Here is a 25,164-nt window from a genome sequence, read left to right as displayed (position 1 = left end):
GACTGGCCTTCCCCCGAGCGCTTGTGGCGCGTTGTTTGGGCTGTCTCATCATGGCGGAAGATTCCGACAATTTGAACACTTATGCCAGCGATTGATCGCGGATCGGCGGCTGCGACAATGGGTCGTGATGACTCCTACGTATGCGGAGGTCGAGCGCGCACTTCTCGGCCGTTGGCCCGAGACCCGTCTCGACCCGTCACTCGACCGGATCGCGGCAATCTGTCGCCTTCTCGGCGATCCCCAGAAGGCCTATCAGGTCGTTCACCTGACCGGCACGAACGGCAAGACGTCGACGAGCCGGATGATCGACACCTTGCTGCGTGCGCTCGATCTGCGCACCGGACGGTTCACGAGTCCGCACCTGCAGTCGATGACCGAACGTATCTGCATCGACGGCCAGCCGCTCAGCGAACAGCTGTTCGTCGATGCATTCGCCGATGTCGCGGCATATGCGCAGATCGTCGATGATTCGTCGGAGCATCCGCTGTCGTACTTCGAGATGATGGTCGCGATGGCCTATGCGGCATTCGCGGACGCGCCGATCGACGTCGCGGTCGTCGAAGTCGGCATGGGCGGTTCGTGGGATGCGACGAACGTCGCCGACGGACAGGTCGCGGTCATCACACCAATCGGCGTGGATCACGCGTCGTACCTCGGTGACACGCCAGAGATCATCGCGGTCGAGAAGGCCGGCATCATCAAACCCGGATCTCATGTGATCATTGCGGAGCAGTCGCCGGAGGTCATGGACGTGCTGGTGGGCCGCGCACTCGAGGTCGGCTCGATCGTCCTGCGCGAAGGCGTCGATTTCGGCGTCAACCACCGCATCACGGCGTTGGGCGGTCAGCAGATCAGCCTGCAGGGCGTGGGCGGATCCTACGATGAGATATTCCTGCCGCTGCACGGAGCGCACCAGGCCCACAATGCGGCGTACGCGCTCGCGGCCGTAGAGGCGTTCACGGGCAGCAAACAGCTCGACCCCGACCTGGTCCGCGGCGCATTCGCGCAGGTCACCTCGCCCGGACGGCTCGAAGTCGTCCGCCGCAGTCCGACGGTCTTGCTCGACGCGGCCCACAATCCGCACGGGGCGCACGCCACGATCGAAGCGGTGCAGGACTCCTTCTCGTTCAGCCCGTTGATCGGCGTCGTCGGCGTCATGGCCGACAAGGACGTCGAGGAGCTGCTGCGGATCTTCGAACCGGTCATGGCCGAGATCATCTGCACGCAGAACAGCACGCCGCGGTCGATGCCGGCAGAGGAGCTAGCCGAACTGGCCCGCGACATCTTCGGTGACGAGCGGGTCAGCGTCGCTGATCGGCTGGACGATGCCCTCGAACGGGCTGTTGCGATGGCCGATGGAGGCGACGGCGGCGATGACGCGATCGGCAGCGGCGGCGTGTTGGTGACCGGTTCGGTCGTCACTGTCGGTGAAGCCCGAACGCTGCTCGGAGGCACCGTCATATGAGGGGCATGTGTGCAGCGATGCTGACGCTCGAGGCCATAGTCCTCGGTCTTTCGGCTCCCGTCATGATCTCGGTCGAGGACGTCGACAAGGCCGCAGCGCTGACGGTCGGCCTCGGCCTGGCGCTGCTGTGCATCCTGGTCGCCGGCTCTCTGCGACGTCCGCAGGCCTACTTCGTCGGCCATGCGATCCAGCTCGCCGCGATCGCGATGGGCTTCCTCGTGCCGATCATGTTCTTCGTCGGAGCCATGTTCGCGGCTCTGTGGTTCGGAGCGTTCTTCCTCGGTCGCAAGATCGAGGACGACAAAGCGCGATGGGCCCGCGAAGCCGCTGCAGGGGAGTGAACGCTCCGTTGTCCTACGGGCCCCGATAGGGTCGCACCATGGCACAACGCACTTTGGTCCTGATCAAGCCCGATGCTGTACGACGCGGACTGGTCGGGCAGGTCCTGTCCCGGTTCGAGGCCAAGGGGCTCACCCTGGTCGCGCTCGAACAGCGCACGATCGATGCGGCGCAGGCCGACGCGCACTACGCCGAACACGTGGAACAGCCCTGGTACCCGCCGCTGCGTGAGTTCGCGGTCTCCGGTCCTCTCGTGGCGCTGGTGCTCGAAGGTGACGAGGCGATCGCAGTCGTCCGGACGCTGAACGGGGCAACCGACGGCCGCGCCGCCGCGCCGGGCACGATCCGCGGTGACTTCTCACTGTCCAACCGCGAGAACCTGGTTCATGCATCGGACTCCGAGGAGTCGGCTGCGCGCGAGATGGCCCTCTGGTTCCCCGGTCTCTGAACGAAATTCTCAGGCGTACGTCGGCATCCGCAGGTGGTGCACGACGTCGTGGAACTTCCCGCGGACATCCTCGGGCAACCAGATGACGTGATTCGAGGCCGATGCCATGTCGATGTCGTCCTGCAGCGTCACGGCGTCGAGCACCTGACGAGGGCGGCCCGGACGGGAGTCCTCCAGCTCGACGAGTGAGATGCGCATCGTGACGCCGAAAGGATTCGGGTTGACCAGGCCGATGCCCCAGAAGTCCTCCGGCTCGGCGGTGGCCTTTTGGTCCAGATCGATCATGACCGACTTCACGTCCTGTTCGAGCGCGGGATGATCGACCTCCTCAGCTGCGGCAAGCTCGACCGCGACACCCTGGACCTGGTCGGCGCCTTGACCGTCGAACCGCAGCACTTCGCGCAGCGTGCCTCCGGCCGGCAAAACCGCGGCGCCCACGTGAGAGCCGTTGACGCCTCTCGTGGTGACGTGAGGCAGCGCGCTTCCGTAGGCGTTGTAGACCTGGAACCGCAAGGTCGGCTGAACCGAGACTTCGGTGTTGTTGGTGATCGTCAAGGTCTGATCGAGTGATCCGTCGGTCGCCACCGGCACGTACTTGACGGTGAATGGCTGGTTCTTGCGCTGACGTCGTCTCACCGTTCGAGCCTAGGCCGTGGGAGTTGTCCTGCCACCATGCGGGTGCGGAGGATTTCGACATGTGGTGGAGAGGTTCTACGCTTGCTCCATGTCCGTCGAGTCTGTATTTCCGCGCCTGGAACCTCTGCTGCCGTCCATCGGAAAGCCGATCCAGTACGTCGGCGGCGAGCTCAACGCTACGACCAAGGAGTGGGATCTAGCTGAGGTCCGCTGGGCGTTGATGTACCCCGACGCCTATGAGGTCGGGCTGCCCAACCAGGGTGTCCAGATCTTGTACGAAGTACTCAACGAACGTGATTGGATCCTGGCCGAGCGCACGTATGCGGTCTTCTCCGATATGGAGAAGGTCATGCGTGATAACGACATCCCGCAATTCACCGTCGACGCACACCGCCCAGTGAAGGCATTCGACCTGCTCGGCATGTCGTTCTCAACCGAACTGGGTTACACCAACTTCCTCAATGCGCTCGATCTTGCCGGTATCGCATTGCACGCGGTCGACCGAGGCGATGACGATCCGATCGTCCTTGCCGGTGGACACTCGGCGTTCAATCCTGAGCCGATCGCCGACTTCCTCGACGCGGCGGTTCTGGGCGACGGCGAGGAGATCGTGCTGGCGATCAGTGAGGTCGTCCGCGAGTGGAAGGCCGAGGGATGCCCAGGCGGACGCGATGAGGTGTTGCTGCGGTTGGCCAAGTCCGGGGGCGTGTATGTCCCCAAATTCTATGACGTGACCTATCTGCCAGACGGTCGAATCCAGCGCGTCGTGCCCAATCGTCCCGGCGTTCCGTGGCGTATCGCCAAGCACACACTGATGGATCTGGACTCCTGGCCGTACCCCAAGAATCCGCTCGTGCCTCTCGCTGAGACCGTGCACGAGCGCTTCAGCGTCGAGATATTCCGCGGCTGCACCCGCGGCTGCCGGTTCTGTCAGGCCGGCATGATCACCCGTCCGGTCCGTGAGCGTTCGATCGAGGGCATCGGCCAGATGGTGCAGAACGGTCTGGAGAAGACCGGCTTCCAGGAGGTGGGACTACTGAGCCTCAGCAGTGCCGACCACACCGAGATCGGCGAGGTCGCCAAACAGCTGGGTGATCGCTACGAGGGCACCAACACCTCGTTGTCGCTTCCGTCGACGCGCGTCGACGCCTTCAACATCACGCTGGCCAATGAGTTCAGCCGCAACGGACGCCGCTCGGGCCTGACGTTCGCTCCGGAGGGCGGTAGCGACCGCATGCGTAAGGTCATCAACAAGATGGTCAGCGAGGAAGACCTGATCAAGACCGTCGCGGCGGCATATTCGCACGGTTGGCGCCAGGTCAAGCTGTACTTCATGTGCGGTCTGCCGACCGAGACCGACGACGACGTCATGCAGATCGGCGAGCTCGCCAAGCGGGTCATCCAGACCGGCCGCGAGGCGTCGGGACGAAATGACATCCGTTGCACGGTATCGATCGGTGGATTCGTGCCTAAGCCTCACACTCCGTTCCAATGGGCCTCGCAACTCGACCATGAGACGACTGACGAGCGACTGAAGAAACTCCGCGACGAGGTGCGCGCCGACAAAAAATACGGCAAGGCGATCGGTTTTCGCTATCACGATGGCAAGCCGGGCATCATCGAAGGACTGCTGTCGCGTGGCGATCGGCGGGTCGGCCGCATCATCGAAGCGGTTTGGCGGGACGGAGGACGGTTCGATGGCTGGAGCGAACACTTCTCCTACGACCGGTGGGCTGCCAAGTCGGCCGAGGCGCTCGCCGACGAGCCAGTCGACCTCGATTGGTACACCGTGCGCGAGCGTGAATACGCCGAGGTGCTGCCGTGGGACCATCTCGACGCGGGCCTCGATCGTGACTGGCTGTGGGAGGACTGGCAAGATTCGCTGAACCCGGACGGGGCCCTGGAGGTCGAAGACTGTCGGTGGACGCCGTGCTTCGACTGTGGTGTCTGCCCGCAGATGGATTTGGAGATCCAGATCGGACCCACCGGCAGGAATCTGTTGCCGTTGACCGTGATGTGAGCGAGCCTGCGTGACAGGCAACCTGACAGTACGGCGGGTATCGTCGCAGGCGTACTGGATGCCCCAGTGTGCACGAGGCTCGGGAGGGATTCAGTGAGCAGAACCGTGATCAGTAAGCGTCGTCTACTGCTCGTCGCGTCCGCGACGGCGGCCGCCTTGGGAGTCGGGGCAGCTTTGGCATCGTGGTCCGACTTAGCGCTTGCATTGTTCGGTGTGGGGGGTCTGGCCGGATTCGTGTGGATCGTGCTGTGGGCGCAAGCGGTCAATGGCACTCTCGAAGCGCTCGGCCGGCGGATCGATGCGACGAGCGACAAGGTCGGCAAACTGCCGAAGCGCGCCCGGATAGACGAGCTGCGCGCTGTGTTGCAAAGCGACCTACGTGGCTTCCAGCCGGCCATGGCGAGAAATGATGCAGCGATGCGCGAAACCCTGCTCGCAGTACGACAAGTGCCGCAAGAGACCGTCGAGCTGGGCCGTGCGTACCGGGGAATCGTCCCGCATGAGCACCCGATGCCCCAACTCGGCGCGTGGGCGATGACACCGGCGACCCTGGTGTCGGCAATCGACCGCATCAGGAGTTCGTCGGTACAGACGATCGTCGAGTGCGGGTCGGGCAGCTCGACGGTCTGGTTCGCCACTGCGTTGGAACATCGTGGCGGTCCCGGACGCATCGTGGCGCTGGAATCGAGTGCTGAGTACGCCGAGCTCACGCGGACGCGACTGGCCGATTTCGGGCTGTCCCATCGCGCTGAGGTGATCCACGCGCCGTTGATCGAAACCGCGTTGCCCGGCCGTGATCCACAACCGTGGTACGACCTCTCAGGGCTGCCCGGCGACCTGACGACGATCGACCTGCTGTTCGTAGATGGTCCGATCGGCGCCTTGGCTCCGCAGGTCAGGTATCCGGGATTCCCGCTGTTGGCCGATCGTCTGTCGGCGGGATCGATTGTGATCCTCGACGACACAGTGCGCTCTGACGAGCAGCAAATCCTCCAGCTCTGGCTCGACGGGAGGCCCGCCGGCCGCCGGCTCAGCGTGGCCGAACGACTCGACCGCTCCGTGGTACTCACGGTCGACGTCGAGCCTGGGTGAATCTGAGCTGATCTGACGAGCTTCTGAGGTAGGCGATCGGGCGAAGATACGCCATCCGCCCGATGTGGCGAGGGTGCCTCAGAGACGAGCATGACTGATGTCGTAAGGAGACATCATGATCAACGAATTCGCCATCCAGATCGAAATACAGCAGCATGATCGCGAGCTCACCGAACGTATCGAGCAGCGCCGCATCGCCACCGAACGAGCTGCCGAAGAACGCGGTGTCAGCCGTCTGGCCGTCATGGCCCGCCGGGCGCGTCTAGCGCGGGTGAGCCGCAGCGCTGCCGGCACCCCGCTCAGTTGCTGAACGTCAGTTGCGCGGTTTGAGCGTGTCCTCGAGCATGACGGGTCGCGCCACGATCGTGCCGAACACCGCAATGAACGCCGCCAGCACGATCAGTGCGATGAGCGGGACGGTCCATGACCCGCTCAGATCGTGCAGTGCCCCGACGCCGAAGGGACCGATGCCGGCTATCAGGTAGCCGATGCCCTGGGTCGCGACGGACAGCGTCGCGGTTCCGGCGGTCGTTCGCGTCCGTCGGGCGATCATGGTCAGCGTCCAGGTGAACGCCGCACCGCCGAGGCCGAGGAGGAAGGCCCACAGCCACGGCACCGAGGCCGGTGACAGGAGCAGGCCGAGCCAACCGCCGGCAGTGACGGCGCTGAACGCCCAGGGCAGATACGCGGTCTCGCCGGTCACCCGGATGAGCCAGGGGAGTGCGAGGGTCACCGGGATGCCGACTCCGCTGATCACACCCAGGAGGGCGCCGGCATAGCCACGCGAGATGCCGGCATCGGTCAGGATCTCGGGGAACCAGCCGAACTGGGCATATGCCCCGGCCGACTGAGTCGCGAACAGCAGCAGCATGGCCCACACGATGGGGGACCGGATGACATCGCGCAGCGGCAAACGATGCTGGTCGACCGGGGCGGCGTGGATGTCGCCGCGCAACATCAAGAGCCAAGGCACGAGTGCGATCGCCGCAAGCGCGGCCCATGCCGCGAGCCCGCCGCGCCATCCGCCGAACGCATCGCTCAATGGAACAGTCGCGACGGAGGACAGCGACGCGCCGCCCATCAGAGCCGCACCGTAGAGCGAGCTGACGAGCGGGATCCGATCGGGGAAATGCGCCTTGACCAAAGGCGGCAGGATCACATTTCCGACCGCGGCTCCGGCGAGCGCGATCATGCTGCACAGCAGGAACAAGAACTGGTTGTGCACCAAGGAACGGGTCACGAGGCCGACTGCGATCATCATCAACAAGATCGCGGCGGACAGGTGAAGACCCAGGCGACGTACGATGCCGGCCGATCCCACGCCGAACACCGCGAAGCACACCACCGGGAGCGTCGTGAGGATGCCGCCGACCGTGGCAGTCATGGCCAGGTCCTCGCGAACCGATTCCAGGACGACGCCGATGCTGCCGACCGCGGCCCTCAGGTTCGCAGCGAGCAAGACGATCGCGATGACGACGAGCCAACGTCCGCCGGGGACAGGAGTTGCAGACGAGGCCACCGGTTCTTTGCGCACTGACCCACCCTAGGTAACCTCGACAAGTGACAACCCTGGAGGGGACACCTAACCCCGAAGCCCCGAACCCGCAGCTGCCTATCGTGCAGAAACTGCGCATCCGATACGCCAAACGCGGGCGACTACGGTTCACGAGTCACCGTGATTTCGCCCGTGCCTTCGAACGGGCCGTACGTCGCGCCGGCATCCCGATCGCGTTCTCGTCGGGATTCACGCCGCACCCCAAGATCTCTTATGCGAACGCATCTCCGACCGGTGCCGCGAGCGAGGCCGAATACCTCGAAATCGGTCTGGTCCGACCGCAGGATCCCGATCAAGTCAGGGAACTGCTCGACTCCGCGCTGCCTGCCGGGATCGATATCGTGGACGTCGTGGTCGCGAAGCCGGGAGCACTAGCCGACCGGCTCGAAGCCAGTTCCTGGGAGATCGCGTTGCCAGGGGTCAGCCTCGAGCATGCGCAGTCGGCCGTCGCGGGTTTCCTCGCCGCCGAGGAGGTTTTGATCGAACGGATGATGAAGCGCGGATTACGTACGCTCGACTGCCGGGCCGCGGTGCTGAGCCTTTCCGCGCGTTCCGACGAGACCTCGGTGGGTCCATGTGCGATACTGGCGGTGGTCGTGCGACACGACACACCGTCGATACGACCAGACGACGTTCTTGCCGGACTCCGTTCCAGTGGGGACTTGAAAGCCACGCAGACGCCCATCGCGACTCGCTTGGCCCAAGGCCCTCTGGATTCAGATGAAGGTACGGTAGGCGATCCACTTGCCTTCGACCGCGACGCATCCTGACCGGATGTCGACCGCGGCGGGCGGGTGCGGGAGCTGATGTGACAAACCGAGGGTCGCCGTCGCCCCCCGGCGCGTGGCGCAGGGGTTGACCGAAGCTTCAGGTCCGCAGCGCCGGACCGCATACGTGCCCAGCCCCGATTTGATCGGGACGGGGCGAAGGAGAGCGCATGCTCGACGACAACGAAACACCCACCGAGGCCAGCACATCAGCCCCCGCGACGCGGCGACGAGCAGCCGGACGTCCCGCTGGCCCACCGGTCGCCGTGAGCTTCTCGGCACCGATCGCGCCCCAGAAGGTCGCGCCGCAGAAGGCTGAGCCGGAGACGGACGCCGATGCCGAGACCGCCGTTTCGGTCGACGAGGCTCCGGTCAAGAAGACCGCTGCTCGCAAGCGACGGGCTCCGGCCAAGAAGGCCAAGGCTCCTGAGCCCGAGGTCACTGACTCCGCAACTGCCGACGAAGAGGTCGAGGCCGACGTCGAAGCGACGACTCAGCCGACCCTCGCACCGGCGTTCGCGGCTGCGGCGATGTTCCAGGCTCCCGAGCCCGGCCTCGCTCCCGCCCGTGCTCCGCGGATCGAGCCTGACGAAGATGTCGAGGATGTCGACACCAGCGAGGTCGACGCCGAATCTGACGACTCCGACGACGAAGATGATGATCCTGACGCGCCGCGCCGCCGTCGTCGCAGCCGGGGCGGTCGCCGTCGTCGCAAGGGCGACAGCGATTCGGACGAGACCGCTGAGAACGACGAGGCCGCCGAGTCCGATGAGGAAGGCAACGGCGGCACGCGTCGCCGCCGGCGTCGTGCCCGTGCAGGCGAAGGTGCCGACACTCAGCCCGATGACCCAGAGAACACTGTCGTCCGGGTGCGCAACGGCCGCACTGCGGAGGACGAGATCACCGGCGTCGCGGGCTCGACCCGCCTGGAGGCCAAGAAGCAGCGCCGCCGGGAAGGCCGTGAAGCAGGCCGTCGTCGTGCCCCGATCGTGTCGGAGGCCGAGTTCCTGGCCCGTCGTGAATCGGTCAAGCGCGAGATGGTCGTGCGCCAGCGCGATGACTACACGCAGATCGCTGTCGTCGAGGACAATGTGCTGGTCGAACACTACGTCGCCCGCGAATCGCAGACCTCGATCATCGGCAATGTCTATCTGGGCAAGGTGCAGAACGTCCTGCCGAGCATGGAAGCCGCATTCGTCGACATCGGAGCCGGTCGCAATGCCGTGCTGTACGCCGGTGAAGTCGACTGGACGACGCTCGGCAACGGCAAACAGCGCAAGATCGAAGACGCGCTGACGCCCGGCCAGACGATCCTCGTGCAGGTGTCCAAGGATCCGATCGGACAAAAGGGCGCCCGGCTCACCAGCCAGATCAGCCTTCCGGGACGGTTCCTGGTGCTGGTCCCCGGTGGGCAGACCAGCGGCATTTCGCGCAAGCTGCCCGAGAACGAGCGCTCGCGGCTCAAGAGCCTGCTCAAGGAAGTGTTGCCCGAGAACACCGGCGTCATCGTGCGCACGGCCGCCGAAGGTGCGACCGAGGAGCAGCTGACGCGCGATGTGACGGCGTTGACGGCGCGCTGGGAAGTCATCGAGGGCAAGGTTGCGGCGGGTCATGCCCCCGAGCTGCTGTACTCCGAGCCGGACCTGATGATCAAGGTCGTCCGCGATCTGTTCAACGAGGACTTCAACAATCTGGTCGTCGAAGGCGACGACGCCTGGGACATGATCAAGGGCTATATCGATCACGTCGCCCCAGACCTGGCCGAGCGGGTCACGGCCTGGAGCAACCAGGACGTGGACGCCTTCACGTCGTACCGCCTCGACGAGCAGATCCACAAGGCGCTCGATCGCAAGGTCTTCTTGCCCTCGGGCGGCTCGCTGGTCATCGACCGCACGGAGGCCATGACGGTGGTCGACGTCAACACCGGAAAGTACACCGGCTCGGGCGGCAACCTCGAAGAAACTGTCACCAAGAACAACCTGGAGGCGGCCGAAGAGGTCGTTCGTCAACTGCGGCTGCGCGATATCGGCGGCATCATCGTGGTCGACTTCATCGACATGGTGCTCGAGAGCAATCGCGAGCTGGTGCTGCGACGCCTCGTCGAATGCTTGGGACGTGACCGTACGCGTCACCAGGTCGCCGAGGTCACGTCATTGGGCCTCGTGCAGATGACGCGCAAGCGCATCGGCACCGGACTGCTGGAGTCGTTCAGCGTCGATTGTGACCACTGCCAGGGCCGTGGTGTCGTGATTCAGGACACCCCGGTCGAGCCCAAGAAGGAAGAGCCGCGTCGTGGCGGACGTGGCGGCCGCGGCGGCAACAACAACCGCGGTGGAAGCCAGAACAATGGTGGCGGCCAGAACAATGGTGGCGGCCAAGGCAACGGTGGCAACAAAGCAGCGGCCAAACCGGTCGAACCCAAAGAGGCCGCCATCGCGTCCGTCCCGGCTCCGGCCGAGACAGTCGCGGAGACGCCCCCGCCGCCGCCCCCGCCACCAGCCGAGACAGCACCACCGGCACCGCCAGCACCCCCGGCGCCGCCTGTCGAAGCAGCAGTACCGGTTGAACCCGCAGCACCCGTTGAGGCCCCGACGCCTGTCGTGGCCACAACACCGGCGAAGAGGACGACCCGCAAGCGCGGGTCGGCGTCCAAGCCTGCCGGACCCCCGACACCGCCTGCCGAGGCCCCGTCCTCGGCCGAAAATGGCGGGGGAGAGACCCCCGTTTTGACCCGGGAGGGTCTTGCTCCGTAAACTAGTCCTTCGGTGCGCTCTGCGCCCCGTTTTTTGCGCGTCTTGCGTCCACGTGGGCCGCGCCCCAGATTTGAAATGAGTGAGGATTCCGTGGTGTACGCAATCGTGCGCAGTGGCGGCAACCAGCAGAAGGTTGCTGTCGGTGACGTCATCCAGATCGACAAGACCACCCAGGCCGAAGGCGAGACGCTTTCTCTTCCCGCGGTGCTCTTCGTCGATGGTGACAAGGTGACGGCTGATGCCGCCGCGCTGGCCAAGGTCACGGTTACGGCCGAGGTCGTGGGCGACGCCAAGGGCCCCAAGATCGTCATCCAGAAGTACAAGAACAAGACCGGCTACAAGAAGCGTCAGGGTCACCGTCAGAAGTACACCCAGGTGAAGATCACCGGAATCAAGTAGAGGACTGAGCACATGGCACACAAAAAGGGCGCAGCCTCTACCAAGAACGGCCGCGATTCAAATTCACAGCGCCTCGGCGTGAAGCGCTTCGGCGGACAGCTCGTCAACGCAGGCGAGATCATCGTTCGTCAGCGCGGTACGCACTTCCACCCCGGCACCAACGTCGGCCGCGGCGGAGACGACACGCTCTTCGCGCTGTCGGCCGGCTCGGTGGAGTTCGGACGTCGTCGCGGCCGCAAGGTCGTCAACATCGTCCCGGGCGTTCCGGCCGAGTAACAGCGAACACCCACTCTCTGATTCGACAGAGAATCGAAGGGGCAGTCCGCCACTGCGGACTGTCCCTTCGTTCCATTTCCGCTTCTCGAGCACTCAGAAGGTGCCGGGAGGCATTGCACGGAAGGCGCGACCGATGGCTGTCCCCAGCTTCGTCGACAAAGTGACTCTCCACGTCGCGGGCGGGTCCGGTGGCGACGGCGTGGCCTCGGTTCACCGCGAGAAGTTCAAGCCCCTCGGTGGACCTGATGGCGGCAACGGCGGCAACGGAGGAGATGTTGTCCTCTCGGTCGGCGCCGACGTCACAACCCTGATCGACTTCCACCACGAACCCCACCGCCGCGGTACCAACGGTGCGCCGGGTGCAGGCAATAACCGCAGCGGCAGCAATGGCGAGGGCCTGGTACTTCGCGTGCCTGACGGCACAGTCGTCAAGGACGCCAACGGCGAGGTGCTGGCCGATCTGATCGGCCCCGGCGTCGAGCTGGTGATCGCCGCCGGCGGTCGTGGCGGTCTCGGCAACTCCGCACTGGCATCGTCCAAGCGCAAGGCTCCCGGCTTCGCGCTGAAGGGCGAGCCCGGCGAAGAACGCACCATCACACTCGAGCTCAAAGTTGTCGCCGATATCGGCCTGATCGGTTTCCCGAGTGCGGGCAAGTCGAGTCTCATCGCCTCGCTGTCGCGGGCCCGGCCCAAGATCGCCGACTACCCGTTCACGACGCTGGCGCCCAACCTCGGCGTCGTCACGGCCGGTTCGACGACGTTCACGGTCGCCGACGTGCCGGGACTCATCGAGGGAGCCAGTGAGGGACGCGGCCTGGGCCACGACTTCTTGCGCCACGTCGAACGTTGCGCCGCGCTGGTGCATGTCATCGACTGCGCGACGGTCGATCCCGGGCGTGATCCGCTCAGCGACCTCGACGTCATCGAGGCCGAGCTGAAGGCCTACTCCGAGGCCACCGGCAGCGATCTGCTCGATCGCCCCCGCATGGTCGCGCTCAACAAGACCGACGTGCCCGACGCCAAGGAGATCGCCGGCTTCGTGCGCGATGATCTGGAGGGCCGTGGATACGACGTGTTCGACGTGTCGGCTGCGAGCCATGCGGGTCTGAAGGAGCTGTCGTTCGCGATGGCCGAGGTCGTGGCATCGCGTCGCGCCGCGACACCGGTTGCCGAGGTGACCCGCATCGTGTTGCGGCCCAAGGCAGAAGCCGGTGTCGGTCGCGAGTTCACGATCAACCAGGTCAACGAGCAGTGGGTCGTCCGAGGCGAGAAGCCCAAGCGCTGGGTCCGTCAGACCGACTTCTCCAATGACGAGGCCGTGGGCTTCCTCGCCGACCGGCTCAACCGTCTCGGTGTCGAGGACGAGCTGCTCAAGCTCGGTGCCCAGGCCGGCGACGCTGTTGTCATCGGCGACGAAGATGACGCGGTCGTGTTCGACTTCGATCCGCAGATTCCCGCCGGTGCGGAGATCCTCGGCCGCCGCGGCGAAGACCTTCGCATCGATCAGTCCGATCGTCGTACCAATGTGCAGCGTCGCGAAGAGCTCGCGGCTCGGCGCGCATTCGAAGCCGAGCAGCGCGAGTTGCGCGGTGAAGGACGTCTTCCCGACTGGAGCTTCACCGACGAAGACGATGACCTGGCGGACGGTGATGGCCGGAACGAGGATCCGGCGTGAGTCGTGTTGTCGTCAAGGTCGGCTCATCATCGCTGAGCACAGCTGAAGGCGGCCTCGACGGTGCGCGGGTCGATGCCCTGGTCGATGCGCTGGCCGCCGCTCGTTCCCGCGGGGATGAACTCGTCCTGGTCAGCTCGGGTGCGATCGCGGCGGGACTGGCCCCCCTCGGGCTGACGAGGCGACCCCGCGATCTGGCCACCCAGCAAGCAGCGGCAAGCGTCGGCCAAGGCGCCCTGATCGCGCGGTACGCCGAGCGATTCACCGCGCACGATCTGGTGGTCGGGCAGGTGCTGCTCACGGCAGACGATGTGACCCGGCGCAGTCACTACCGCAATGCCTATCAGACCTTCGCGCGGCTCCTGGAGCTCGGCGTCGTCCCGATCGTCAACGAGAACGACACCGTGGCGACCAGCGAGATCCGTTTCGGCGACAACGACCGGTTGGCCGCACTCGTGTCCCACTTGGTCCGGGCCGACCGGCTGGTTCTGCTGTCAGACGTCGACGGACTGTACGACGGTGATCCGCAGCGCGACGACACCCGCGTGGTGACCGATGTGCACGGCGAGGACGATCTGCGCGCCCTCGACATCGTGCGTCCGAGTGCATCGGCGATCGGTACCGGGGGGATGATCACCAAGGTCGAAGCAGCCCGCATCGCGACGGGGGCAGGTATCCCCGTGACGTTGACCTCGGCTGCCCGGGCCGACGAGGCACTGCAGGGCCTCGAGGTCGGCACCCGGTTCCACCCGACCGGTCGGCGCCGTTCGGTGCGACTCTTGTGGCTCGCACATGCCAGTGACACCAAGGGCTCGGTCCGGATAGATGCGGGAGCGGTGCGCGCCCTCACGTTACGGAAGGCCTCGCTGCTGCCTGCCGGGATCACGGGAGTGACGGGAGCCTTCTCGGCCGGCGATCCCGTCGATCTGGTCGGTCCCGACGATGTCGTGATCGCCCGGGGGATCGTCAACTACGACGTCGACGAGATTCCTACCCTGATGGGACGGTCGACGCGTGAACTCGCTGCTGCCTTCGGCGCGGAGTACGAGCGTGAAGTCGTGCATCGCGACGATCTCATGTTGGTCTGAGATTCGCCCCGAGCGGGGCCGGCAGCGAGTAACGTGCCGATCATGGATCCCGCTGCGATCGTGGACTTGCTGTCCTCGGGTTTGACCCACGACGCAGACCAGGCACTCGCCTCGCTGAACGATGCCGACGACTTCGACGGTGACAGCGTGCTGGCGACTGCGGCGTTCCTGCGAGTCCTGACCTGCCGGTTCGATGACGCTCTCGACACCGCTCATGCTCTCGACCTGCGTCCGACGCTGTCGCCTTTGGCCGCCGCCGCGAGGGATCTGGCCGTGGCGGTGTGTGCCGGCGTCGTCACGGTCGGAAGTGGGCCGAGTCGTCCTGGCGGCCCGTTCGGTGAGGTGACGGCAGTGCTCGAGATCGAGGCCGCGATGTCATCGGGGTGGATATCGAGGGCAGCCGACATTGCCGGCGAGGTCGTGGCAGACGGGTTGATCCTCACCCCGTCTGCTGCGTGGAGCGCCATCGCCTTGGCCCGGGCGCGATCGTTCGAGGGACGATTCGGCGACGCGGATCGCCTCGTCTCGCGAGTACTCGACTCGCCGCTCATCGGCCAGTGGCCGCAGATGCAGCTGCTGGCCCGGGGGGCCAGGATCTTCGTCGACGGGCACTTGGGGCGCACCGATGCCGTGCTCACGGGCCTGCATGAGCTGTGCAGACCGGGTACCGAACCGCGCGATCATGACTACATCCATGCGGGAGCCTGGGTCATGGCAGCGTTCGGGGCCCATGCGATCGGCCGTCTGGACGATGCGGCCAAGGTGATCCTTTCCGGTGGCGGGGGAGAGTATCTGCCGAGACTGCAGATCGTCGACCGGCTATACGGCTACGAGATCCTTGTCGACCATGCGCTGGCCCGTGCTGATCTCGACGCCGCGCGATCATGGTCCGAACGTGCGGTGGTGCTGCCTGTGCAGGGTCACATGATGGCATCGGCGGCACTGGGCCGCATCCAGGCCAGACTCGCGCTGGCATCGGCTGACACTGCCACCGGCATCGAAGCTTCAGCCGATTCTGGGCTGCTTGCTGCGCTGGTCGGCAGTGATCTGGAGGTCATCCGGGCACGGATCATCGAGTCTTCGGGTCGGTTGGCCGCCGGAGACCGAATCCGGGGAATCGACGAACTGGAGGACATGGCCCGCCGGGCCGGCGCGGCGGGTGCGACCGCAGTCAAGGAATGGGCCGAACGTGAGCTGCGGAGCCATGGGCGCCGGCTCCGCAATGTGCCGGGCTTCGGCTGGGAGACTCTCTCGTCGACCCAGCAACACATCGCCCAGCTGGCGGCGGCGGGCCTGCGGAACCGCGAGATCGCGGCCGCATTGTGGCTCTCGGACAAGACTGTCGAGAGCCACGTGGCCACGATCCTGAGCGCCCTGGGCACGACCAATAGAGTCGGCATCGGTCGCGAGATCGGTGGAGCTGCCACCGTGCCGCCCCATTTCGACGATGTGCTCACCGCGCGGCAGCGAGAAGTCGCGCATCTGGTAGCGCGCGGACACACGAATGCCGAGATCTCGACCTTGCTCGGAATCAGTGAGAAGACTGTCGAGAAGCACGTGGCCGGACTGTTCGAGCGGCTCGGCGTACGGACCCGGTCGGCGATCGCGGCGCGTGTCCGGGGTGCGGGATCTGCGCCTGACCTGGCCCACTAGACCGCCCACTAGGATTGGGTTCATGATCGAGCAGGTACACGCCGCAGCCCGTCGAGCCAGGGTCGCGGCCGCAGCGCTGGCCATGGCGACCCGCGCGGAGAAGGACGCAGCGCTGCACACCATCGCCGACGCGCTCATCGCCGGCACCCAGGCGATTGTCGAGGCCAATTCCCTCGACGTCGAAGCTGCACGTGCCGCAGGCACGCCGGAGAACGTCATCGATCGGCTGCAACTCGATGCCGACCGCGTCGAGGCATTTGCCGACGGAGTGCGTGACATCGCAGGCCTGCCCGATCCGATCGGCGAGATAGTCCGCGGAACCACACTTCCCAACGGGCTGCGGATGCAGCAGGTCCGGGTGCCGATGGGTGTCATCGCGATGATCTACGAAGGCCGTCCCAACGTCACCGCCGACGCCGCCGCGATCTGCCTCAAGGCCGGCAGCGCCGTGCTGCTGCGCGGCTCCTCGTCGGCCGCCAGATCCAATGCCGCGATCATCGAGATCATGCGCGACGCGCTGGAGAAATCGGGCTTGCCAGCCGATGCGATCACCCAGATCAGTGCCGATGATCGCTCGAGCGTGACGCACTTGATCACGGCCCGGGGCCTGGTCGATCTCGCGATACCCCGCGGAGGAGCGGGACTCATCAAGACCGTGGTCGAGCAGTCGACCGTCCCGGTCATCGAGACCGGCGTCGGCAATTGCCATGTGTACGTCGACCAGCACGCCGACCTCGACATGGCGCTATCGATCGTGCTCAACTCCAAAACCCATCGCACCAGTGTGTGCAACTCGGCCGAGTCGTTGCTGGTGCACCGCGCGGTCGCCGATACGTTCCTGCCGCGCGTCGTGGAGTCCTTGCAAGCCGCCGGAGTCACGATCCACGGCGACGAGGCGTTCCGCGCGATCAACGAGGATGTCGTGGCGGTGACGGATGAGGATTACGGCGTCGAATATCTCTCGCTCGATATCTCCGCCCGCGTCGTCGACACGATCGAGGAAGCGATCGCTCACATCCGCACCTACTCGTCGGGGCACACCGAAGCCATCGTCACCTCGTCGCTCCCGGCCTCGACCCGGTTCACCCAGGGCGTCGATTCGGCCGCCGTCATGGTCAATGCCTCGACCCGGTTCACCGACGGCGGCGAGTTCGGCTTCGGCGCCGAGATCGGCATCTCGACCCAGAAGCTGCACGCCCGGGGTCCGATGGGCCTCACCGAGATGACGACCACGACCTACGTCGTGGTGGGCGATGGTCACGTCCGGTAGGGGACTGGGATAGATTGAGCCCATGCATTCGTTCCTCGCTGCGGCCGAAGAGACCGAGCACCTGCGTGATATCGGAATCAGTCCCTATGCCGTGGGTGGCATCGCCCTGGCGATCCTGCTCGTCCTGCTGATGGCCCTGTTGGCGTTCGGCAAGGGTCGCGAGCACTCCTGACCCGCATGGGTGCCGCCCGGAACGTCAGCGGGCGCCGTCGTGTCGGCGTCATGGGTGGCACATTCGACCCCATCCATCACGGTCACCTCGTGGCGGCCAGTGAGGTCCAGTCGTGGTTCGACCTCGATGAGGTCCTGTTCGTCCCGACGGGACAGCCATGGCAGAAGGCCGACCGCGAAGTCTCGGCAGCCGAGGACCGCTATCTCATGACGGTCATCGCGACTGCCGCGAATCCTCGATTCAAGGTCAGTCGGGTCGATATCGACCGTCGCGGACCGACCTACACGATCGACACGCTGCGTGATCTGGCTGCTCTGCATCCCGATGCCGATCTGTACTTCATCACCGGTGCCGACGCGATGGCCGCCCTGTTGACGTGGCGTAACCACGACGAGTTGTTCGAGCTGGCCCAGTTCGTCGGTTGTACCCGCCCCGGCCACGATTTGGATGAGACGACTCTCGAAGGGCTGCCGGGCGATCGCATCACGCTGGTCGAGATTCCGGCACTCGCGATCTCGTCGACTGACTGCCGCGCTCGCGTCGAGCGCGACGAACCCGTTTGGTACCTCGTGCCCGACGGCGTCGTGCAGTACATCGGCAAACATAAGCTCTATTGCGCACCATCAACCGAAAGCTCTCCATGACTGCCACCGATCGCGCCCTCGAGCTGACTCGCGCTGCGGCGATTGCCGCCGAAGACAAACTGGCGCAAGACATCGTCGCCTTCGACGTGTCCCAGCAGATCGCCCTGACCGATGTCTTCTTGCTCTGCTCAGCTGCCAACGAGCCTCAGGTCAAAGCGATCCAGGACGCCGTCGAGAGGCGGATGATCGAACTCGGCGTCAAAGCGGTCAGGCGCGAGGGTGAGCGGGAGGGACGCTGGGTGCTGCTCGATTTCCAGGACATCGTGGTTCACGTGCAGCACCAGGAGGAGCGGGTCTTCTACGCGCTCGACCGGTTGTGGAGCGACTGCCCGCCGGTTTCGCTGTCGTGACAGGACCCACGACGCGACAGGTCATCCTCTGGCGCCACGGCAGGACGTCGTGGAACCTGGCCGGTCGTGTCCAGGGCCAAAGCGATACCGAGCTCGATGATGTCGGACGCGCCCAAGCGCGAAGCGCCGCCGCCAGACTCGCGGCGCTACGTCCCGATCGCATCATCAGCTCAGACCTGACTCGCGCGCACGACACGGCGCGGATGCTGGGCGAACTCACGGGGCAGTCGGTCGAGCTCGACCCGCGCCTTCGCGAGATGAACTTCGGCGCGCGTGAAGGCATGACCTGGCGCGAGGCCTGGGAGGCATTCCCTGACGGTATGCGCGCCTGGGTCGACGGCGACGAGACCAAGATCCCCGGCAGCGAGACGTACCGCCAGGCCGGCGAGCGATTCGCCGCGGGCCTGAGCGATGCGCTGACGGAGCTGCCTCCCGGGGGAGTGCTGGTCGTGGTCGCGCATGGCGCGGTGCTGCGTACCGGCGTATGCGTGTTCCTGGGAATTCCCGAGTCCCACTGGGGCACGCTGGGAGGCCTGGGCAACTGCTCGTGGTCGATCCTGGAGGAGAGCAGGCACCGATCCTGGGCGAAATGGCGGTTGACCGAGTGGAATGCGGGCACTCTGCCCGAACCTGTGTTCTCCGATGACGAAGGACCCGGATTGAACGCTTCGGAACCCATCCGCTAGGCTGGGCAAGGCCCTGATGAGGGGCCGCGCGGGGCATTGGCGCAGTTGGTAGCGCGCTTCCATGGCATGGAAGAGGTCAGGAGTTCGAATCTCCTATGCTCCACAAGAACGTGAACTACCGAAAACGGTCCCGCCTGTTGGCGGGGCCGTTTTCGCGTCTACGAACCGTGACATCCAACGTCTGGCCGCGGACCGCGGCACGCGGCACGGTATCGGCTTCGGGCGATGCCGAGACCGCGAAGGTTGATACCGTGTCCGGCGTGCCCCGGGTGACGAAGAGATCCGCGTTCGTCGCGGTCGCGGGACTTCTGGCCGCAGCGCATCTGTTCGCGGTCACGTTCAACGCATTGCCGCCCAACCAATACAGCGAGATCGTCACCCCGCATACCGGATATCTGCAGCCGTACTTCGCGCAGAACTGGAGACTCTTCGCGCCGTCTCCGGTTTCGGAGGACCGCGAACTGTTGTTGCAGGGCTCATATCTCGACGCCGACGGCACGGCCCAACGCACTCCGTGGATCAACTGGACGCAGGTCGAACTGGACTTGATCCACCATCGCCTCGTGGGCGGGCGGGCCGGCTATGTCAGCAATAAGCTCTTCGGGCCCCTGAGCCAGCGCTATCGCGCGATCGGCACGGCCCAAAAGGCCCTGGCTGACGCGACCTCGCAGACCGATCCGCTCGACTGGTCCGAGCTACGCGAGCAGCTGACCGCGGACGGAGCCGACCCCGCCCGGATAGCCACGTTCCTGACCTACGAGCAGGCCACGTCGCGACTCGCGACCGATGTCGTGATGGGACGATGGCCAGAGCGGACGTTCACAGCGGTGCGGTACCAGTTACGGTCGCGCGGCGTCGTGCCGTACGCGAGCCGTCAGGCTAGTGCCGCCAACCGTGAAGCCGCGCGGCCATTGGCAGTCGAGCGGACCAGCGGATGGCGGGTGCCGGCGCCGGGCGGAGCCGACGAACGTCGCGCCGTGGCCGAATTCGATCGGAGGCATCGATGATCGATCGCGCCATCGGCTGGCTGAGCACCGAAAAGCATTCGACGTACGGTCTCGCGGTGACCCGCATGATCTTGGGGTTCATCGTGGCGAGCCAGCTGATCGTCAACTGGTTCGATCGCAGCTACACGTGGGGCGAAGGCGCCCGCTGGAGCGATTCGGTGGCCGACGCCAAATCGTGGCCGTCCTTCCTCGGGCTGTACGAACAGCTCGGACCGGTCGGATTCGATCTGGCCTATATCGCGACGATCGTGTTCGCGGTGCTGATGATGGTCGGCTACCGCACGCGGGCCTCGTCGATTCTGACGCTGCTGTTGTGGATGAGCCTCTACGTCGCCAATCCGTTCGTCGGATCGGGTGGGGACGCGGTGCTGCGCATGGTGTTGCTCTATCTGTGCTTCACCGACGCGGGTCTGCGCTGGTCGCTCGATGCGCGACTGCGCAGCGGGCGTGGCGAGATCCGGCCTCTGATGCCGGTATGGGTCACCGCGACGCTGCACAATCTCGCGATGATCCTGATCATCCATCAAGTCGTCATGGTCTATGTCGCGTCGGCATTCTGGAAGTTGCAGAGCCCGGTCTGGAGGGACGGCACGGCGGTCTACTATCCGCTGCAGACCGATGCGTACTCGCCGTGGAACGACTGGCTGCAGCCGATCTATGCCCAAGGGCTCGTGATCACCAGCGCGACATACCTGGCGATCGTCGTCCAGTTGTTCTTCCCGGTGCTGTTGATCTACCGTCCGACGAGATTCCTGGCGCTGATCCTGATCACCGGAATGCACCTGGGCATCGGCATCTTCATGGGGATCTTGTACTTCTCGCTTGTCATGATCGCGGTCGACATGATCTTGGTCAGTGACGCCTCGTGGACGCGTGCGGCCGAGTGGGTCCGTGACAGACGGTCGCAGAAGCAGCGAGAATCCCGGTCTTTGTGAAGCAGAACACACTCCGAATCCCGAATTGATCGGGACCTTGGTCCTCAGTGACCTGGGATTGTGGTTAAACTGACCGGCAGCAGACTCCCATCTGCGACAGCCGTCACCTGCGCACTCCCATGCGTCCAACATAAGAATCAAGGAGTCACCCTCCATGAAAAACAAGCTCGCCAAGAATTCCTTGGCGGTCGGCCTGGCGACGATGATCGTCACCGCTGGCCTCTCGTTCTCCGCCAACGGCGCTGACGCGACCAAATCGTACTCCGCTGGACGCTTCTTGAGTGGTTCGATCGGTGGAACCAACCTCGACACCCTGGCCAAGCTGGACGGTGTGTCCGCAGCGAACCCCGGGAACCCCGGCGCGAACACCAACCCGCTGTCGCTGACCCTGCTGGGTTCGATCCCGATCAACCTGCCGGGCGGGCTGAACCTCAACCTGGCCGACTTCCTGAGCCCGAGCAACGGTTCGGCCGGAGTTGTGAACCAGTACGCCGCGGCGTCGTCGACCAATAAGGCAGCCGGCGCTTCGGGCGCCGTCAACAACACCGGCGCGGTGCTGGCTCCCGGCAACGGTGAGTTCCCCGCGGATGCCAAGATCTCCCTCGACGGCGGACTGCTCAACGGCATCAATGACGAGCTCGCCGGCGTCGACCTGACGATCGGCGCGCTGTCGTCGGTCACCTCGGTCGACGGCTCGACCGCGACCCGTGACTACCAGATCGGCGGGCTGAAGCTCGACGTCTCGGTTCCTCTGTTGGGCACGCTGGTCGGCGATCTGACGAATGCGCTCGATCCGCTGAAGGCCATCGACGACATCACGATCTCGCCGGCTCAGCTGTGCCCCCTGGTCAATGACACGCTGAGCGTCACGACCACGGCGCTGTTCGCGCAGCTTGAGACCCTGGGTCTGGGCCCTGTCGTCGAGGCTCTGGAGACGGCGCTCGCGCTGTTGCCCGGCGGCGGACCCGCATCTCTTGATCTGTGCAACCTCGGCGCTCTGGGAACCATCCTGACCGGCCCGATCCTCGGCCAGCTGATCGAGGTCAACATCACCGGCCTCGGCAGCGTGACCAACGGCCTGGAGAGCTTCTCCGGCGGTGGCGTCGCAGTCGACCTGTCGACCGGCAAGATCACGCTCGACCTCGCTGCGATCCTCACGGCCGCTGATGTCGATCTGAACAACCTGCCGCCGAACACCGACATCGTCTCGTTCCTGACGTCGGACCTGATCTCGGGCAAGATCACCGCGATCATCAACTCGGCCATCACCGACATCGTCGACAGCATCGGCGACGTCGCCGTGACGGTCTCCGTTGCGGGAACCGCGCTGCCCACGATCGATCTGGGCACGATCACCGATCCGCTGACCAACGTCCTGGATGCTGTCTCGGCAGCTGTCGCCGGCATCGGTGCACCGATCGACGACCTGCTCGGCACGCTGGCTCCTGACCTCGGCAAGATCGTCAAGCTGACGGGCAACAAGCAGTCGTCGTCGAACACTCCGACGGTCTCGGCCGCCGGTACCACGACGTCACCTGCTGCGGTCGGTACGTACTACCGCACCTCGGCTCTGGCCGTGGACCTGCTCGCGGGAGACGTTGCGAACGTCGATCTGGCCACCTCCGAGGCGGGAGTGCTGGCTGCTGATGTGGCCGACGACGCCGACACGAACGCCGACGTGACCGATGCTGACGTCGATACCGACGCCGACACGGACGCTGACGTCGATGTCGACGCGGACGCCGACGCAGACACCGCGGCGGACGCGGTTGCCGACGCCGACGCAGATGCGAACGCCGATGCAGTTGCTGACGCTGACGCCCAGTCCGATGCCGACGTGACACAGGCGCTGCCTGATGCCGGTGCCGGACGCAACCTGCTGCCGTTCATGCTGCTGGGCCTGGCCCTGGCGCTCTTCGGTGGCGGTGTGCTCCTCAACGAGAAGCGCCGGATCATGCAGTCCTGATCGATCCAGTAACTGATTCAACTGCGTTCGACCGCCGCTGCCGGTGACCTCAGGTCACCGGCAGCGGCGCTTTCGGCCCGAGGACGGAACACCATGTCAGATGCGAGAGACGGCCGGTCGGACACCCGGCTGTGGCAGCGTGGCCTGCTTCTCGTACTGGCCTTCGTGGCCCTGATCCATTCGGCCGTGCTGATGTTCTGGCTCGCGCCCTCTGGCCCGGTCCGGGACTCGATCGGGGAGCGCACGCTCGAGACGTACGTCAATCCGTACTTCGGTCAGTCATGGAGTGCCCTGGCCCCGAATGCGCAGTTCGTGGACGAGTCGTTCCGTTTCCGTGCCCATATCGAGAACGAGACCACCGGCAAGGACCGGGTCACCGAATGGGTCGATGTGACTCGCGCCGATACCTCGGCCTTGCGGCACAGCCTCGATCCTGCGCGGGTGCACCAGATGGGCCGCAGGCTCGCGACCAATATCAACGGCGCGATGTACGGTCTCGACAGCAAACAGCGCAAGCTGGTCAAGACCAATTACATCTCCACCCCCGTTAGCGTGCTACAGGGCCGGCTGGCCGCGGCGGGGAGTCCGAACGCCGTCAGGGCCTATATGGCCTATGACCAGATGGCCACCCGGTTCGCCTCGATGTACGCCAAGGCCAGGTTCGGCGGAAAGATCCTCGAGGTGCAGTACCTTGTCGGACGGCGCACCGTGCCGGACGTCGACGATCGATCGTCCAAGACGGTACGCGATGTCGAGTTCTCCTGGTTCGCGTTCGGCTATCGGAGGGCGTTCGAGGCGACATATGAGGCGCAGACAGCATTCGACGAATACGTGGGGAGGTGACGACGGTGCGTGACGTGGGATATCGCCTGTTGGATGTCCGAGATCTGGTCGTGGCCACGTTCCGGCGTTGGATCTTCGCGGCCGAGGACTGGTTGTTGGCTGAGCCTCGCGGTCTGTACGGCGTCGCGGTGTGCCGGATCGGCATGGCGTTGTCGGTGCTTGGCCTGTTGATCTCGAACTTCACGACCCGTCAGGTGTGGGTCGGGCAGGGATCAGTCTGGGCCGAGCCGGCACGGGCCATCAGCCAGTTCCCCGAGATCGCTCTGCTCGACGGAGTCAGCGGCGACATCCTGACGGTGTTCTACGTCGTGACGATGCTGGCCGCCGTCTCCTTGCTGCTCGGCTGGCACGCCAAGGCCTCCAACGTCGTGACCCTCGTGGGGTTCATCGCGATCGTCGCCCAGAATCCCGTTGTCGCGGATGAGAGCGACAATCTGATCCGGATCGCACTGTTGTGGCTGCTGTTGATGCAGTCATCCGAACGCTGGTCACTGGATGCCTGGCGACGTGACCGTCGTGGGAACGGTGGCGGTGGTGCCGCGCGGGCCGCACGCAGCAGCGAGGAGGTGCTGCCGGTATGGCTGTCGCGCGGACTGCATCACGTCGGTCTGCTCGGCCTCGCGACGCAGACGATCTTGTTGTTCATGGCCGGCGGTCTCGACAAGGTCTCGCAGAAGATCTGGCAACAGGGGACGGCGTTGTACTCCACGATGCAGCTACCCGAGTTCAGGCCGTTCCCGGCCCTGTCCGATCTGTTGACGGGCAGTACCGTGGCACTCGCTCTGCTGACGTACGCGGTGCTTTTGACCCAGCTGTTCTTCGCGCCGTTGCTGCTCAATCCGATCAGTCGCCGGATCGTCATCGCAGCGACGATCGTGGTCAACGTCCTGATCGCGGTGCTCCTGGCGTTGCCGTGGAGTTCGCTGGCCTGTCTGGCATTGGTCGCGCTGTTCGTCTCGACAGGCACCTATGAGCGTTTCGACGAGCGTCTGAGAAGTGCTTTGGCGCCTGCGGGCGACTGGTTCGCGATGCGTGGCTACGACCTGCAGGATGCCTGGTTCGCGGTGGCCGAACGAACTGTGTACCCGGTCTCCGACTGGTTCCGCGCGAATGTCTTGAGGCGATGAG

25 protein-coding genes and 1 tRNA gene are annotated in these 25,164 nt (G+C 65.2%); 24 read left to right on the top strand and 2 right to left on the bottom strand.

Translation table 11 applies throughout. The features are described 5' to 3' along the window. The first annotated feature begins 127 nt into the window (after positions 1-127). Genes ACXJKC_RS09250 through ndk form a run of 3 tightly spaced genes read left to right on the top strand, consistent with a single transcriptional unit; the run spans position 128 to position 2,252 of the window. A complete protein-coding gene (locus ACXJKC_RS09250) occupies positions 128-1,465 on the top strand; it encodes a bifunctional folylpolyglutamate synthase/dihydrofolate synthase (RefSeq protein ID WP_456696410.1) in 1,338 nt (445 codons plus the stop codon). Continuing rightward, positions 1,462-1,806, top strand: coding sequence for a DUF4233 domain-containing protein (locus ACXJKC_RS09245; RefSeq protein ID WP_456696409.1), 345 nt, complete (start codon positions 1,462-1,464; stop codon positions 1,804-1,806). The genes ACXJKC_RS09250 and ACXJKC_RS09245 overlap by 4 nt, the downstream gene beginning before the upstream one ends. A 38-nt stretch (positions 1,807-1,844) precedes the next feature. Then, positions 1,845-2,252: a nucleoside-diphosphate kinase gene (gene ndk / locus ACXJKC_RS09240; RefSeq protein WP_456696408.1), complete on the top strand. Its 408-nt coding sequence runs from the start codon at positions 1,845-1,847 to the stop codon at positions 2,250-2,252. Positions 2,253-2,261: 9 nt separating this feature from the next. On the opposite strand, the gene ACXJKC_RS09235 is transcribed toward ndk, so the two are convergent. Beyond that, positions 2,262-2,888: a hypothetical protein gene (locus ACXJKC_RS09235; RefSeq protein ID WP_456696407.1), complete on the bottom strand. Its 627-nt coding sequence runs from the start codon at positions 2,886-2,888 to the stop codon at positions 2,262-2,264. An 88-nt stretch (positions 2,889-2,976) separates the two neighbouring features. Between ACXJKC_RS09235 and ACXJKC_RS09230 the strand changes: the two genes are divergently transcribed. The 3 genes from ACXJKC_RS09230 (at position 2,977) to ACXJKC_RS09220 (ending at position 6,310) form a co-directional block, all read left to right on the top strand. Continuing rightward, complete coding sequence (locus tag ACXJKC_RS09230; protein WP_456696406.1) at positions 2,977-4,908, top strand: TIGR03960 family B12-binding radical SAM protein; 1,932 nt, start codon at positions 2,977-2,979, stop codon at positions 4,906-4,908. Between the two features lie 93 nt (positions 4,909-5,001). Beyond that, entirely contained in the window at positions 5,002-6,000 is a 999-nt protein-coding gene (locus ACXJKC_RS09225) for an O-methyltransferase (RefSeq protein WP_456696405.1), read from the top strand. A 115-nt stretch (positions 6,001-6,115) separates the two neighbouring features. Then, positions 6,116-6,310: a hypothetical protein gene (locus tag ACXJKC_RS09220; protein ID WP_456696404.1), complete on the top strand. Its 195-nt coding sequence runs from the start codon at positions 6,116-6,118 to the stop codon at positions 6,308-6,310. A gap of 3 nt (positions 6,311-6,313) precedes the next feature. Here ACXJKC_RS09220 and ACXJKC_RS09215 read toward each other — a convergent pair whose 3' ends face one another. Next, the gene (locus ACXJKC_RS09215) at positions 6,314-7,534 is read right to left on the bottom strand and encodes an MFS transporter (protein ID WP_456696403.1); all 1,221 of its coding nucleotides are present in this window, start codon (positions 7,532-7,534) and stop codon (positions 6,314-6,316) included. Between the two features lie 26 nt (positions 7,535-7,560). Here ACXJKC_RS09215 and ACXJKC_RS09210 point away from each other — a divergent pair, with 26 nt between their 5' ends. From ACXJKC_RS09210 to ACXJKC_RS09125, 18 genes are all read left to right on the top strand, one after another. Continuing rightward, entirely contained in the window at positions 7,561-8,325 is a 765-nt protein-coding gene (locus tag ACXJKC_RS09210) for a TIGR03936 family radical SAM-associated protein (protein WP_456696402.1), read from the top strand. 167 nt (positions 8,326-8,492) lie between these two features. Beyond that, positions 8,493-11,075 (top strand): Rne/Rng family ribonuclease, encoded by a 2,583-nt coding sequence (locus ACXJKC_RS09205; RefSeq protein WP_456696401.1) that lies wholly within the window; start codon positions 8,493-8,495, stop codon positions 11,073-11,075. Positions 11,076-11,168: 93 nt separating this feature from the next. Then, positions 11,169-11,474, top strand: coding sequence for a 50S ribosomal protein L21 (gene rplU / locus ACXJKC_RS09200; RefSeq protein WP_456696648.1), 306 nt, complete (start codon positions 11,169-11,171; stop codon positions 11,472-11,474). A 12-nt stretch (positions 11,475-11,486) separates the two neighbouring features. Next, positions 11,487-11,750 (top strand): 50S ribosomal protein L27, encoded by a 264-nt coding sequence (gene rpmA / locus ACXJKC_RS09195; RefSeq protein WP_159541070.1) that lies wholly within the window; start codon positions 11,487-11,489, stop codon positions 11,748-11,750. Between the two features lie 133 nt (positions 11,751-11,883). Further along, entirely contained in the window at positions 11,884-13,425 is a 1,542-nt protein-coding gene (gene obgE / locus ACXJKC_RS09190; RefSeq protein WP_456696400.1) for a GTPase ObgE, read from the top strand. Further along, entirely contained in the window at positions 13,422-14,510 is a 1,089-nt protein-coding gene (gene proB / locus ACXJKC_RS09185) for a glutamate 5-kinase (RefSeq protein WP_456696399.1), read from the top strand. Before obgE ends, proB begins: the two co-directional genes overlap by 4 nt. 42 nt (positions 14,511-14,552) lie before the next feature. Continuing rightward, a complete protein-coding gene (locus ACXJKC_RS09180; RefSeq protein WP_456696398.1) occupies positions 14,553-16,163 on the top strand; it encodes a helix-turn-helix transcriptional regulator in 1,611 nt (536 codons plus the stop codon). A gap of 22 nt (positions 16,164-16,185) precedes the next feature. Next, complete coding sequence (locus ACXJKC_RS09175; RefSeq protein WP_456696397.1) at positions 16,186-17,433, top strand: glutamate-5-semialdehyde dehydrogenase; 1,248 nt, start codon at positions 16,186-16,188, stop codon at positions 17,431-17,433. 22 nt (positions 17,434-17,455) lie between these two features. Beyond that, the gene (locus ACXJKC_RS09170) at positions 17,456-17,605 is read left to right on the top strand and encodes a hypothetical protein (RefSeq protein ID WP_456696396.1); all 150 of its coding nucleotides are present in this window, start codon (positions 17,456-17,458) and stop codon (positions 17,603-17,605) included. Between the two features lie 5 nt (positions 17,606-17,610). Continuing rightward, positions 17,611-18,249 (top strand): nicotinate-nucleotide adenylyltransferase, encoded by a 639-nt coding sequence (gene nadD, locus ACXJKC_RS09165; RefSeq protein WP_456696395.1) that lies wholly within the window; start codon positions 17,611-17,613, stop codon positions 18,247-18,249. Further along, positions 18,246-18,599, top strand: coding sequence for a ribosome silencing factor (rsfS, locus tag ACXJKC_RS09160; protein ID WP_456696394.1), 354 nt, complete (start codon positions 18,246-18,248; stop codon positions 18,597-18,599). Before nadD ends, rsfS begins: the two co-directional genes overlap by 4 nt. After that, positions 18,596-19,285, top strand: coding sequence for a histidine phosphatase family protein (locus ACXJKC_RS09155; RefSeq protein WP_456696393.1), 690 nt, complete (start codon positions 18,596-18,598; stop codon positions 19,283-19,285). Before rsfS ends, ACXJKC_RS09155 begins: the two co-directional genes overlap by 4 nt. A gap of 30 nt (positions 19,286-19,315) precedes the next feature. Continuing rightward, a tRNA-Ala gene (locus ACXJKC_RS09150) sits at positions 19,316-19,388 on the top strand. A 64-nt stretch (positions 19,389-19,452) separates the two neighbouring features. Beyond that, the gene (locus tag ACXJKC_RS09145; protein WP_456696392.1) at positions 19,453-20,292 is read left to right on the top strand and encodes a DUF5819 family protein; all 840 of its coding nucleotides are present in this window, start codon (positions 19,453-19,455) and stop codon (positions 20,290-20,292) included. Continuing rightward, on the top strand, positions 20,289-21,227 hold the full coding sequence (locus ACXJKC_RS09140) for an HTTM domain-containing protein (protein WP_456696391.1): 939 nt from the start codon (positions 20,289-20,291) through the stop codon (positions 21,225-21,227). The genes ACXJKC_RS09145 and ACXJKC_RS09140 overlap by 4 nt, the downstream gene beginning before the upstream one ends. 154 nt (positions 21,228-21,381) lie before the next feature. After that, positions 21,382-23,193: a choice-of-anchor G family protein gene (locus tag ACXJKC_RS09135; RefSeq protein WP_456696390.1), complete on the top strand. Its 1,812-nt coding sequence runs from the start codon at positions 21,382-21,384 to the stop codon at positions 23,191-23,193. Positions 23,194-23,286: 93 nt separating this feature from the next. Further along, positions 23,287-24,036 (top strand): DUF5819 family protein, encoded by a 750-nt coding sequence (locus ACXJKC_RS09130; protein WP_456696389.1) that lies wholly within the window; start codon positions 23,287-23,289, stop codon positions 24,034-24,036. 5 nt (positions 24,037-24,041) lie between these two features. Further along, positions 24,042-25,163 (top strand): HTTM domain-containing protein, encoded by a 1,122-nt coding sequence (locus ACXJKC_RS09125; RefSeq protein ID WP_456696388.1) that lies wholly within the window; start codon positions 24,042-24,044, stop codon positions 25,161-25,163. Position 25,164 lies beyond the last annotated feature (1 nt).

The sequence above is a fragment of the Aeromicrobium sp. P5_D10 genome (assembly GCF_054049535.1).
This window is presented reverse-complemented; position numbering and strand designations above follow the sequence as displayed.

What these genes read in the sequence shown, in the direction of transcription:
- ACXJKC_RS09205 (WP_456696401.1), top strand. Translation starts at nt 8,493, where the DNA reads ATGCTCGACGACAACGAAACACCCACCGAGGCCAGCACATCAGCCCCC.
- ACXJKC_RS09170 (WP_456696396.1), top strand. Translation starts at nt 17,456, where the DNA reads ATGCATTCGTTCCTCGCTGCGGCCGAAGAGACCGAGCACCTGCGTGAT.
- ndk (WP_456696408.1), top strand. Translation starts at nt 1,845, where the DNA reads ATGGCACAACGCACTTTGGTCCTGATCAAGCCCGATGCTGTACGACGC.
- ACXJKC_RS09245 (WP_456696409.1), top strand. Translation starts at nt 1,462, where the DNA reads ATGAGGGGCATGTGTGCAGCGATGCTGACGCTCGAGGCCATAGTCCTC.
- ACXJKC_RS09250 (WP_456696410.1), top strand. Translation starts at nt 128, where the DNA reads ATGACTCCTACGTATGCGGAGGTCGAGCGCGCACTTCTCGGCCGTTGG.
- ACXJKC_RS09220 (WP_456696404.1), top strand. Translation starts at nt 6,116, where the DNA reads ATGATCAACGAATTCGCCATCCAGATCGAAATACAGCAGCATGATCGC.
- ACXJKC_RS09135 (WP_456696390.1), top strand. Translation starts at nt 21,382, where the DNA reads ATGAAAAACAAGCTCGCCAAGAATTCCTTGGCGGTCGGCCTGGCGACG.
- ACXJKC_RS09130 (WP_456696389.1), top strand. Translation starts at nt 23,287, where the DNA reads ATGTCAGATGCGAGAGACGGCCGGTCGGACACCCGGCTGTGGCAGCGT.
- ACXJKC_RS09230 (WP_456696406.1), top strand. Translation starts at nt 2,977, where the DNA reads ATGTCCGTCGAGTCTGTATTTCCGCGCCTGGAACCTCTGCTGCCGTCC.
- obgE (WP_456696400.1), top strand. Translation starts at nt 11,884, where the DNA reads ATGGCTGTCCCCAGCTTCGTCGACAAAGTGACTCTCCACGTCGCGGGC.
- ACXJKC_RS09180 (WP_456696398.1), top strand. Translation starts at nt 14,553, where the DNA reads ATGGATCCCGCTGCGATCGTGGACTTGCTGTCCTCGGGTTTGACCCAC.
- ACXJKC_RS09175 (WP_456696397.1), top strand. Translation starts at nt 16,186, where the DNA reads ATGATCGAGCAGGTACACGCCGCAGCCCGTCGAGCCAGGGTCGCGGCC.
- ACXJKC_RS09140 (WP_456696391.1), top strand. Translation starts at nt 20,289, where the DNA reads ATGATCGATCGCGCCATCGGCTGGCTGAGCACCGAAAAGCATTCGACG.
- rpmA (WP_159541070.1), top strand. Translation starts at nt 11,487, where the DNA reads ATGGCACACAAAAAGGGCGCAGCCTCTACCAAGAACGGCCGCGATTCA.
- nadD (WP_456696395.1), top strand. Translation starts at nt 17,611, where the DNA reads ATGGGTGCCGCCCGGAACGTCAGCGGGCGCCGTCGTGTCGGCGTCATG.
- rsfS (WP_456696394.1), top strand. Translation starts at nt 18,246, where the DNA reads ATGACTGCCACCGATCGCGCCCTCGAGCTGACTCGCGCTGCGGCGATT.